Origin of the sequence: Streptomyces sp. NPDC127097 (genome assembly GCF_042724075.1) — a bacterium.
In the GTDB taxonomy this organism is placed as follows: Bacteria; Actinomycetota; Actinomycetes; order Streptomycetales; family Streptomycetaceae; genus Streptomyces.
Genome location: NZ_JBHXFI010000003.1, coordinates 1 through 10,946 on the forward strand (window position 1 = coordinate 1; position 10,946 = coordinate 10,946).

Below are 10,946 nucleotides of genomic sequence, written 5' to 3' on the forward strand. Positions count from 1 at the left end.
CACGGGCGTGGGCCACGCTGCACCGTCTGGTCCTGGACGAACTCGGCTCCCGAAGTGCGCCGAGTTGCAGCAGCCGGACCGGCCCACGCTCCCGGCAGCACATTGCTCTACGAGAGGACCGCGCACCTGTCAACAGCGGACTCCACCAGCGCTCCTCTGTCACAGCCGGAAGGCCCCGGCCTCCGGAGGGGACGCCCCGGACCAGATGACCGGCCTGATGGCCAACGGCTCCCGCCTGCCCAGCACCACGCCCAGACCGGCACCTTCCCGCCGGGATCGTCTCCTCCTCTACACAGAAGGCGTCATCGAAGCCCGCGACCGAGATGGAGTCTTCTACCTCTCCGCGGAACGGGCCGTCCCGTGCGTCGAGAGCTCCCCTGAGACACTCCTGCACCACATCCGGCGCGACCTCCCCACCCACGTCGGCGGTCGTCTGGATCGCGGCGACGCCGCCCACGTCGCGATCCACCGCCCACCACCTCCCACCGAGGAAGCAGTGAGGGCAGCGGTGCCCGTACCCAATCGTTATGCGGGACTAATGGGGCGAGCAATGCCCTATGTGGCATAAGTGATTTGAGGTACCTTGACGGTCTCCTGGGGGCGCAGGAAGCTGAGCCGCCCCCCACGGCAACCCTCCTCTTCCCCGATGGAATGCCCATGCGCCCGTTTGTTTCCGCAGGCACGCTCACGGCAGCCGTGGCCGCGGCCCTGCTACTCGCCCCTTTTGGGCACGCCGCTACGCCCGGCGACAACGGCACCGTGAAGATCCACGACGCCAAGACCGGCGAGGAACTCCGCAAGAACGAGCCCCACGTGTGCACCTTCTACCTCGATGCCTTCGGCTTCGACGGTGGCCAGCAGGTCGACTGGCACATCGAAACCTGGGCCCCGACAGCCGGCGTCAAGGGCACGACCGTGAAGACCGGTTCCCTGACACTCGACGACAAGGGGCACAGCCGTACGCAGGACCTGTCCCTGCCCGACGGCCACTACAAGCTGCTGTGGAACTTTGACGGCGAGCACGGCCGGGCCAAGCACAAGGTCTTCTGGACCGACTGCGAGGACGACACCACCCAGCCTGACGGCGGCAAGCCGTCGGCATCCGCTAGCCCGTCCAGCCCCGCGCAGTCGATCGCCTCGCCCACGTCGTCCGCCGCCTCGAGCGCCGTCCCAGCGCCTGCTGCGCCCTCGGCTTCCCCGTCCGCACAGGGCGGCGGCAACCTCGCCGAGACCGGCAACGGCGCTCCCGTCGGCCTGCTGTCCACGGCAGCTGCCATGCTCCTCGCAGCTGGCGGCTACCTCGCGTTCCGCCACCGCCGCAAGGCCCAGCAGCACTGACGTCCGGCGCCCCTCCTGGATGTGCCATCGGCGGGGACATCCAGGGCACAGGGCATGGACAACACTGCGGACCAGCGAGAACTACGAGCGTAATTCCCCCTGGTCCGCAGTGGTTTCGCGATGACGCCGCAGGTCAGGCCGTGTACCGCCCCATACGATCCTCCATTGGCGTGCGGTCGGCCCTCCGTTGCCCACTGATCGGTGATGGTCTCTAGGCGGGGCGAAATCGCCGCGCAGTCGGGACGTTCCCGATGCTGACTCACCTGCAAGATCCATCTGATCAGTGAAGGAAGACTCCGCCCCCTCGCGTTCCCCATTACGCCGGGCCAGTGGGGCGATTCCCCACAGCTCATCCCAGTCCTCGCACGCCTCGCGTTCCGCGGCTGAGCGGCGGACGCCCTTTTGGGTCAGCTCACGCCGCCTCTCGATCCGGCAGCCAACGGCTCCGGCTAGTTCATCACGGGTTCCCGGACAGAGGACCGATGAACACCGAGGTGTACGTAATTGCCTCGCCCGCCTCCGAGGTGGGCGAGGCACCCGCGCTCCCAGCGCAGCAGGCTGGAGATCACGACGGGTGCGGTGCGTGCTGCGCCCGTCGTCACGGCCTGCCCTCACAGTCCGGTGGCCCTGTGCCCGCCCCCGTTCCAGGGGCAGTCGGCGAGCACAGGGCCGCAACGCACCTGAGCCCCAGCAGCACCACCGCCACGGCACGGGCGTGACCGCCGTAGCCGGTTGTTCGTTGAACTGCGCATCCATCAGCTCCCCGCGGATGGCTGAAGGGCATGCGCCGCCCGGCTCGTGCCCTTCACTTCTCTCCGCGCTGCGCTGCCCAGGTGCCGCCAGTTCCCCGAAGCGCTGGGGCGAGCGCACCTCCGGCGCTCCGTAACACATCCGGGATGACTGCCGGCGTGTGGCGGGCCGGCGGAGAGGGCCGGGTGGCCCGGCCCTCGTGCCCGGCTCTGTTACGGCCAGCCCTGCTTCACCTCGGCGGGGGCGGTGTTCCAGCTCTTGGGTATGAACGTGATGACGTAGGCTCCGCGGTCGAAGTCCGCGTACCCCGCAGACCAGTTCCGGAACTTGCTCTCGTATACGTTCATGGGGCCCATGCCGCCATTAGGCGCATGATAGTGGTTGGCGTGGGTCCATACGGTTTTGTCGGCATCCGCTTCTGCCTGAGCCCCGAACCAGCCGTAGTCGAAATTGACCCAACTTTCGCCAGGTTTTGCGGGACTACGCGGAATGTTCCTGTCCCTCGACATGTCTACCAGACCTGTGCCCTGGCCGGGGCGGAAGGCGTCCGGGTCACCGTACTTCCTCTTCTCGGAGGGGCCCCACTGGTCCTGCCCGCTCCAGAAGTGCTTCGAGTAGACCACCGCCTTCATCTTGGACGGGTCGTAGTTGCCTCCATCCCTTTCCTTGAAGGACGGCGTATTCCTCAGCGCCGAGTAAAAGCTCGAGCGGCTGTCCTCGTAGAGCAGAGCGTCGTTTTTGTTCGCGAGCTCTGTCTTGAGGTGGCCGATGTAAGTCTCCTCGTCGTGCGCGTTATCCAGGGCCTTGTTCATGACGGATGCCACCTCACGCGCCCGCTTGAAACCCTTTCCCTCATCGAAACTGTCCTTGGCGATGCGCCCCTCAAACTCCGCCTGCGTCTCGTTGGGTCGCGGTCTGCTGTTTTCCAAGTCGTTCTTGTACTTGTTCTCGTCGAAGAACGCGAACGCCAGTTTGTTCGTCGGGTAGGGGCCTGTATTGACCCAGGTGACGCCGACGCAGCCGTAGGACAGCTGTTCTCGCTGCTCTTCGGTCATTTGCTGTGGGTTGCCGCCGCGTTGACTGTAGACCTGCTGCCACTTGCGTATGTAGTTGTTGACGACCGTAGTGGCCCTGCCTCCGTAGGCCCGGTACGCGTCAGGCATCCGGTTGAGCGGCTCGGCGGGAGGGGTCACCCTGTCATCGACGGCGTCGGGGGCCCGGAAGAGCGCACTGGCGCTCGGCGACAATTCCGCCGGCGAATTCCCGGGTTGACCCGCAGTCAGAGCTCTTCTGTTCAGCGCGTTGATGTTCTTGACGTCCTCCGCCGTCAGGTCGTGCGTTTCGGCGTAGGACCCCTCCCATTCCCCGTCGCCGCCGCTGGCGGCATGGCTGACCGACGGCATGACTCCGGCGGTGCATATCAGCGCACCCACAGTGGCGAACGCGAGTAAACTCCGGCGTTTGTACATGAAATCAGTAACTCCCTTGTTGTGGATTCCCGTGAAACGGGCATGCGAGCGAACGACACATGAGGGGTTCGCGGTAAGCAGCCGCGCTGTCCTGAGCGCGGTGGCGGCGACAGAATGGAACGCCGCCACGAGGCGGAAGGAGATGCGGCAAAGGCGGGAGATGGCGGTGGCGGTGCGGTCGCCGGCCATGACCTGGCGGCCGGCGGACCGCCCGGCACGGGCGGCACGGGCGGCACCGGTGCCTCGCTACATCAGCGTCGCCGCCGAAGGGACGACGCCGGCCCGCTCCGAAGGGCCGGGGTCGCCGTAGCGGACCCCGACGCGCGGGCGGGAGCGCATGAAGTCGGCGCCGACCAGGCGGACCTGGCCGGGACGGCCGACAGCGGCGGCCGCCGGGGCGACGGGCGTCGGGCCAGCCGCCTGCACTCCCTGGGCGAGGAGCAGGGCGGGGCCGCGGTGACAGCGACGGCAGGAAGAGCACGGAAAGCGGTGGGGCGTATCACGTATCGGCTCCCGGATGAGTGATCAGGTTGATACGAGCAGTGATCATGTCCCCGCGCCAGCCCCCCGGCAACAACGCGGTTTCAAAGTCGGCCAATCTCTCACGCAGGCCGTATCCGGCCATGCAGGAGCCGGCCCGTGGGGAGGCGATGCGGCGGCGTTTCCCCTGCTCATGGCGTGTGGTTCGCAGCGAGGCCGGTACCGATGTTGTCGAGAATCCCACCGTGCGGTCGAAGCCGTCGTCGCCGCCCGGGACGAAGAGCCCCATGACGTTCGAGGACTGCCTGCGGCACCTCGGCCACTGACCCCCACTCCTACGACCCCACCGGGCCCACGAGCCGTACTGACCTCCCGTCACCAAGTACCAAGGGGTCAGTTCCAGCGTGCGCGTTCGCATCGTCGCCGCCCTCGGCCTCACGGCCGCCGCTCTCCTCGCACCGCCCGCCTGCTCGGCCAACAACACCGGGGCCAAGACCGCCACTCCCTCCTCCGCCCGCGACGGTAAGCCGACCAAGGCTCGACACCGTGCGTCGTTGTCGTCGACTGACACGTACTCAAACTTCGATGGCACAGGACACAAGGAGACCGGCGCGGGCGACGGCCGCCCGCGCGCGGGCTCATCAGCTCAGGTGGGCCGGTTCCGACAGTACTCACTCGAGAGTCTGGCCGGAGTTCAGCCCGTCCCGTCCTCAGGCGGCCGGGGGCGGCCCCATTGAACGTTGGCGCCGCTGAAGTGTGCATCGGCGAAGGCGACCCGGCCCCTGTTCACCTGGGCCCGGACATCGAATACCCCCAGATGCCGTCGCAGCCTGTCCGGCCCGGCCGATGCCGCCGACGACGTCTTCATGCCCTGCACCTCCCGCTCGCGGACCCCGGCCTCGGCGCACGAAGCGGGGGCGACGCCTGCGGTGGGCGGGGGTGTGCCCGGCCGTCGTGCGGCCGGCGCCACCAAGTCGGGTGTGGGAAGCGGCTTGTGGTGTTCCGACGGTCCGCCTTTGGGAGGAAGAGGCGCAGGATCCGTGCGCTCGTCGGCGTGCCGGACGGCTTGCGCTTCCACGAGCTTCGTCATCGGTGCGGATCCGGTGCGGGACGCCTGGTCCGACCCCGGGCAACGAACAAGGCCCAGGTCTCCGACCCGGGCCTCAACTATGGAATGGCTGACGGGAATCGAACCCCGCGCTCTGAGCTCAGGACTTCTTCCTGCTCCGGGCTTCCGCCTGCGCGATGAGTTCGGCTTCGGAATCGGCCAGCGCGATGACGAAGCCGAATGCCTCGGCGATGTAACCGGCCGACATGACACATGCCGTGCCCACGACGGGAGCGATCGCCACGAGAACGTCCTGCAATTGCTCGCTCGTCAGGCGGGCCTTGAGCGCGGGGTCGACGTGTGCCAGGTAGGAGATCGCTGGTGCGTCCATGGCCACGAGTGCGGCGATACGGGTGAGGATGAGCGTCCCGAATGCCGCAGCGCTCGAGGGCATCGATGGTCATGGCGGCGATGGTGTCGAGAACGGGAGCGTCAGACGCAGTGGCCATGTGGGGACCGCCTTCCGGTGTCCTACGAAGCCGACGCCCGATCTGCCGGGAACGGCGTGTGTCCCGTGCGCCGGCGTGTACCCCTCTCACCGTAGGAGCCTCCCGGGCCCTGCGCATGTCAGCTGCGGAGACGAATTGGCCCTCTGGGGGTGCCTTTCGTGGCGCTGTCCGGCGTCGCCTGTCGTGCGTCTTGAGGCCGGTGCCGGCCAGGCCGGAGGGCACGGGAGACGTCCTCTCCGCGTGCCCGGTGGCCGCGTGGCTACCGGTTCTTCCCGCTGCCGCTCCCACCGCTTGCCCGGCCGTTCCCGGTCGCGACGCCTGGGACACCGCGCCGAAGGGGATGAGTGGTCCATCGACATCGAGAAACAGCAGCGGACGCTGCACCGAGCCAGTCACTGGAGCACGATAGCGACAGATCGCCCTGGCAACCGCCTCGATGACCAAAGCCCTACAGCCGGCCGGCCGCTCCGCCTGCTGCTAATTCTCGTGAACAGCCACGGGCTCCAAGATCCGCAACTGCCGCTCAACGCAGCAGACAAACACTGCTGCCAGAAGCGAACGAAACCAGGATGGCGACGCGTACTGCTCCCCCGCCCTGGCCGGGCGTCGGTCGAGCCCGCCGGCCTACTTCCCGCACGACGGCACCAACGTGCAAATGTCGCAACGGTCGCGGTTGGTGGAAGTGGTTCAGAACCGTGCCGTGCGCGTGCAACGATGCAGGTCACGAAGCTGCTCCCCGCACACGCGGAGATGTGCCCGCGAAGGCTCCTCACGTGCCGATGTGTTGGCTTGCTCCCCTCATCCGTCACGGTGAGGCGTACCGGCCGCTGCTCCCCGCCTCACTGGGACAGCAACGAAGGGAGCTCTCCCCGTGAGGCGGGGCCTGCGTCAAGATCGTCTCACCGCTCCAGAGCCCAGACTTACGGACATCTCTAGCTGCCAGAATTTCACTGGGTTGTCTCGTCATCGGCCGATATCGTGCGATGCAGAGCCAAGGGGGACGAGCTGAAGCGCCCAGTGCTGTTGGTGGACGTGGACGGACGCTGAATCCGTATGCCGCGAAGCCGCACCGCCGGCCTGAGGGCTATCAGACGCACCGCTGCTGACGCCTCTATGGGAGGCCGCAGCGGCGCCGGCTGACTGAATGGGGGCTGCCGAACAAGCCCGTGAAGCCGCTGAGCAACATGGGCGACCGACCTGGACTGACTTCCCGCCGGTCAACAACAGCCCGCGACGCCGCTCCACAGGAACATTGCGGGACCGCCCTTAGTGTTCGCTCCGTAAATCCTTCGGGGGTTGACGCCTGAGCCTGTCTCATGCGCGGTGCCGGGGCAGATGTTGGGGTCGGCGGGGTAGAGGCCGCAGGCGCAGTCCGGGGTGCCTTCGGGGCCGCCGGTGGGTAGGGCGGCGGTGTGCTCGTAATGGTCGCTGGCTGGTGGCGGTTCTGCTGTTTGTGAACTTCATGACTGCCCTTCAGGATCTGCACCCCGGCAAAGCAGATGCCGCGGACTGCACCGCGGCGTAACGTGTGACCCCGACTGCTGCCTATTACGTGGCCGTTAGTACGGTCACAGCCTCGGGAGGGCTTGATGATCGCGGACATAGCCAGGACTTGGGTGGCGGGCTGGGCCGTGTCCCGGCGGACGCCCCCGCCTGTCAAGAAGCCCTGGGGCTTCTATATCGAGGTGGCCGACAACCCCGACGAAGTGGGACGCCATGTCCTGCCCGAGGCCGAGGAGTCGTTGGTTCGCAGCGCCGCGGCCTCGGTGTCCGTGCCGCGGACTTGGATGAAGATGCCCGCAGAGCCGGAGGAGATCGAGTCCTGGCTGCCCCAGGGGTGGGCCTGGGAGGAGAACGGCCATCTGATGGCCGTTGACCTGATGGCCACGGACCCGGTCGCGCCTGAGGGGTACACCGCCACCGTGGAAACCATTGGAGCCGTCACCTATGCTCGGGTGCTGGATGCGGCGGGCGAGCAGGCGGCCCAGGGGCAGATGGCATCCCTCGGGGAAGCCGTGGTCGTGGATCGGATGGTGACCGAGGAGGCCCATCGGCGGCGCGGGCTGGGCAACTTCGTGATGCGTACGCTTGCCGACCACGCCCTGGAGACGGGCGCGGTCCTCGGCGTTCTGGGCGCGACCGACGCCGGGCGCGCGCTGTACGAGACGCTGGGCTGGAAGAAGCACGCGACGCTGGCGGAGTGCGTCTACCGACCCTGAAGCAGGAGCAACGGCCGTACACGGGGGCGGCCGAATCCAAAGAGCGCCGACAGCCCCCGGACAGTCGCCGCTCTGGCCTTCACACAACTGCGGTCAGGGCCATTTGTCTCCACCCGGTGCTCATGGCATGGGATGCCGCGCCCAGCCGCGACGTCCGGGCTCCGGAAGACCGAGCACCGGCTGCGGGTGCGCGCAGGTCGTCCTGCACGCCGCGCGCGGACGCTCCAACGCGCGCATCGCTGCAGTCCTTGAATGACGTCTCTCTTTGGAGGGGCGACACGCCTGCTCACCGAGGCGACGCCAACCGAGTGCGTGCCGTGTCGATTTCTACCGGGTGGTGTGGGGTGGCCGTCAACGTGAGTACTTCTACGGATGGCCGGCCACCACCGCGACCAGCAGGATGACTCCGTGATTGAACACGAAGACGGTCCCCCAGCTGCTGTGCGCCCCGTCCCCGACCACCGAACTGCGGAGACGGTGATGAAGACCGTCCTCATCGTGGCGGCCATCGCGGGTGCGCTCGTGCTGCTCCCCATGATCTTCCTCATCGCCGCCTTCGTCATGACCAACTGACCGCGCGCCTGTCCAGACGCGCCGGACGTCAGCCCCAGGCGTCCGGTCCCGCGGGGGCGCATTCCTGGTCCTCCTCCAGGAGCGCCGATGCAGCAGGCTCAGGCGGGCGAGGGCAGGGCGGGGCGGGGCGGGAGCTCAGTGGCCCATGGAGGTGAGCTTGTCTCGTAGTGACGTCAATTCCTTCGAGACGGTGACATCAGGAATGGCCATGAGGCGGTTCACCAGGGCAGCTGTCTCGTCCAGACAGGCGGGGCGAGTGACGTTCTTGATGACCCACGTGTCGTCCTTGGGGTGGAACTCTGCATCACCTCCTGTGTCGACCACAGCGATGGGGCCGACAGTCGCCTTGGTCCCGTCATGCTCGAAGACGATGTCTGCCACCCCGTACCAGGGGTTCTCCCATCCATGGTTTTCCGGCCCCACGGTGAGCGTCAGGCGGTCGATCTTGTTGTCCTCGACCGTGAAGCTGATGTCCTTCGCCTTCTCGTAAGGCGTCTTCGGCAGCTTGTCGGGCATGGGGAAGTCGTAGTTCATGGAGATGGACAGGTCCCCTCCGATCTGATGGCATCCCGGCAAGCTTCCCGCCTCGCGGAGGCGCAACGTGGCTTTGGTGATCAGAGACGGACCCGGGGCGCGGTTCTCGAACGTGATGTCCAAGTGCGGGCCACGCAGATCCTTGAGGGGCTTTTGCCCCTCCTCGGCCTGCTCCTTGCCTTCGATTCCCTCCTTGATGTAAGCGGCAACGCGGGAAACTCTCAGCTTGGGCCGGCGCTCACTCTCTGATGCTCCAGTGGTTGCTTGCGCCTCCCCGCTCTTCCCCGCCCGGCGGCGGTGTCAGCGTCGAACACCTGGCCTCCGGCGACATCAACGGGGACGGCTACACCGATCTCGTCACCGTCGCCTCCCAGGACTCGCCCTCCGACGAGGGCACGCTCGGCGTGCTGCCCGGCTCGTCCCGGGGCCTGAAGAGCACGCCGCTGGGCAAGGACATCCCACTGCCGTTCGCGCACCACCGCCCCGTGGTCGGCGACATCAACGGCGACGGGAAGGAGGACGTCGTCACAGACACCGGCTTCTCGGACGGTCCGCAAGAGCAGAAGCTGCGCACCTACCCCGGCACCGCCGACGGGCTCGACTCCGACAAGCCGGTGGACTGGAAGGGCAAGGCGCAGGAGGGCGAGGCTATCCGGCTCGCCGACTTCGACGGCGACGGCCACGACGACCTGGTGGTCAGCAACACCGGCGCCGAGGCGCCCGGGGGCTATAACAACGCCGGTGCCATCAACGTGCTCAAGGGCACCGAGAACTGGCTGACCGACGAGGGGGCGCAGACCTTCTCGCTCGACACCGAGGGCGTCCCCGGCTCCATGGAGGGCAACGACAAGTTCGGTACGTCCGTCTCCCCGGCCGACTACAACGGTGACGGCAAGGCGGACCTGGCCGTGGGCATCCCGAACCGCACCAAGGGCGTCGGCGCGGCGGCCCTGCTGTACGCGGGCACCGACGGGCTGAGCGCCAAGAACTCGTCACTCATCGACCCCAGTGACCTGGGTTCCCCGGCGATGAAGGGCCGCTTCGGCACGGAGCTGACGAACCCGGCAAAGTAGGCCCGCACGCTGGGCCTGTTCGGCAGATCACGTGACTGTCGGCTGGTGGGTCGTCGCTGCCGACATGGGGCGGGTGTTCTGACTGATGCCGAGTGGGAACGGCTGCAGCCGTTCCTTCCGGTCACCAACCGGCGTTGTGGACTGTGCCGGCATCACCGGCAGGTGATCGACGGGATTCTCCACCGGCTGCGAACCGGTGTGCAATGGCGTGACTGCGTGCTCGGTCGCGCAGAACGTGGCGTGCGAGCCGCTCAAGCAGGCCGCAGTGTCGCGGTGGCAATCTCAATGAAGTCGCGCAGTAGTCTCTCGCGCCGGTCCGTGGCAACCGCCAGGCAGGTCTCGAGCCCCGGGGCGTCTGTGACGGGGAGGTGGACGAGGTCGGGGCGGGAGCAGGACCGCGCGACGCTCAGCGGGATGAGGGCGATGCCGTACCCGGAGGCGATGAGCTCGAACTTTTCTTCCAGCGACGACGTCCGCCGCTGCGGTGCGTCGAGCATCCGCTCGCCGTCGAGGTCTGCGGAGGTGAGTTCCGGACGGCCCGCCAGAGGGTGCGTCGCGGGCATGCAGGCGACCCTGGGATCGTGACCGATGGGAATGATGCGCAAGCCCGATTCGTCGAACGGCCGCCGCAGGTAGCCGACTTGGGCCCGGCCGTCCCGCAGCGGCCGGTCCTGCTCCCACCAGCGTGCCGGGACGACGTCGATCTCGACGTCCGCGTGGTGCGACGTGAACGCCCGGATCGCCTCCGATACGTGCAGTCCCGGAGAGAAGGCGACCACCAGCCGTTGGACGCCTGCATCGACGTCCTGTACGCGGCGGACCACCGCTGCGACGGACCGGAGGATCTGCTGCGCCTCCTCGTGGAGCTGACCGCCGGCGGCGGTGCGCAACCCACAGCGGGTGGTCCGTAATATCACCGGGCACCCCACCACCAGCACCCCGGGCTTGTTTTT

At 67.6% G+C, this 10,946-nt stretch carries 9 protein-coding genes and 3 pseudogenes; 7 read left to right on the forward strand and 5 right to left on the reverse strand.

Going from position 1 to position 10,946, the window contains the following annotated elements; genetic code table 11:
- Window positions 1-217 precede the first annotated feature (217 nt).
- From ACFWJW_RS03725 to ACFWJW_RS03735, 3 genes and pseudogenes are all read left to right on the forward strand, one after another.
- The gene (locus tag ACFWJW_RS03725) at window positions 218-568 is read left to right on the forward strand and encodes a SpoIIE family protein phosphatase (RefSeq protein ID WP_387235092.1); all 351 of its coding nucleotides are present in this window, start codon (window positions 218-220) and stop codon (window positions 566-568) included.
- A gap of 89 nt (window positions 569-657) precedes the next feature.
- On the forward strand, window positions 658-1,338 hold the full coding sequence (locus ACFWJW_RS03730; RefSeq protein WP_387234413.1) for a hypothetical protein: 681 nt from the start codon (window positions 658-660) through the stop codon (window positions 1,336-1,338).
- Window positions 1,339-1,596: 258 nt separating this feature from the next.
- Window positions 1,597-1,739, forward strand: a pseudogene (locus ACFWJW_RS03735) (IS5/IS1182 family transposase); the annotation flags it as partial.
- Between the two features lie 561 nt (window positions 1,740-2,300).
- Here ACFWJW_RS03735 and ACFWJW_RS03740 read toward each other — a convergent pair.
- The 3 genes and pseudogenes from ACFWJW_RS03740 to ACFWJW_RS03750 form a co-directional block, all read right to left on the reverse strand.
- The gene (locus ACFWJW_RS03740; RefSeq protein ID WP_387234416.1) at window positions 2,301-3,746 is read right to left on the reverse strand and encodes a protein-glutamine gamma-glutamyltransferase; all 1,446 of its coding nucleotides are present in this window, start codon (window positions 3,744-3,746) and stop codon (window positions 2,301-2,303) included.
- Window positions 3,747-4,056: 310 nt separating this feature from the next.
- Window positions 4,057-4,326 (reverse strand): hypothetical protein, encoded by a 270-nt coding sequence (locus tag ACFWJW_RS03745; RefSeq protein WP_387234419.1) that lies wholly within the window; start codon window positions 4,324-4,326, stop codon window positions 4,057-4,059.
- A 919-nt stretch (window positions 4,327-5,245) separates the two neighbouring features.
- Window positions 5,246-5,594, reverse strand: a pseudogene (locus ACFWJW_RS03750) (carboxymuconolactone decarboxylase).
- A gap of 1,589 nt (window positions 5,595-7,183) precedes the next feature.
- On the opposite strand from ACFWJW_RS03750, the gene ACFWJW_RS03755 reads away from it, so the two are divergent.
- Complete coding sequence (locus ACFWJW_RS03755) at window positions 7,184-7,813, forward strand: GNAT family N-acetyltransferase (protein WP_387234422.1); 630 nt, start codon at window positions 7,184-7,186, stop codon at window positions 7,811-7,813.
- Between the two features lie 408 nt (window positions 7,814-8,221).
- Window positions 8,222-8,386 carry a hypothetical protein gene (locus ACFWJW_RS03760; RefSeq protein WP_387234425.1) on the forward strand — a complete coding sequence of 55 codons (165 nt, stop codon included), beginning with the start codon at window positions 8,222-8,224 and terminating at the stop codon, window positions 8,384-8,386.
- Between the two features lie 135 nt (window positions 8,387-8,521).
- Here the strand turns inward: ACFWJW_RS03760 and ACFWJW_RS03765 are convergent, their stop codons facing one another.
- Window positions 8,522-8,920: a hypothetical protein gene (locus ACFWJW_RS03765; protein WP_387234427.1), complete on the reverse strand. Its 399-nt coding sequence runs from the start codon at window positions 8,918-8,920 to the stop codon at window positions 8,522-8,524.
- Window positions 8,921-9,180: 260 nt separating this feature from the next.
- On the opposite strand from ACFWJW_RS03765, the gene ACFWJW_RS03770 reads away from it, so the two are divergent.
- On the forward strand, window positions 9,181-9,993 hold the full coding sequence (locus ACFWJW_RS03770; RefSeq protein ID WP_387234430.1) for an FG-GAP and VCBS repeat-containing protein: 813 nt from the start codon (window positions 9,181-9,183) through the stop codon (window positions 9,991-9,993).
- 45 nt (window positions 9,994-10,038) lie between these two features.
- Window positions 10,039-10,149 (forward strand): annotated as a pseudogene (locus tag ACFWJW_RS03775) (hypothetical protein); the annotation flags it as partial.
- Window positions 10,150-10,244: 95 nt separating this feature from the next.
- Here the strand turns inward: ACFWJW_RS03775 and ACFWJW_RS03780 are convergent.
- On the reverse strand, window positions 10,245-10,946 hold a 702-nt coding region (locus tag ACFWJW_RS03780), incomplete at its 5' end, for a LysR substrate-binding domain-containing protein (RefSeq protein WP_387234433.1).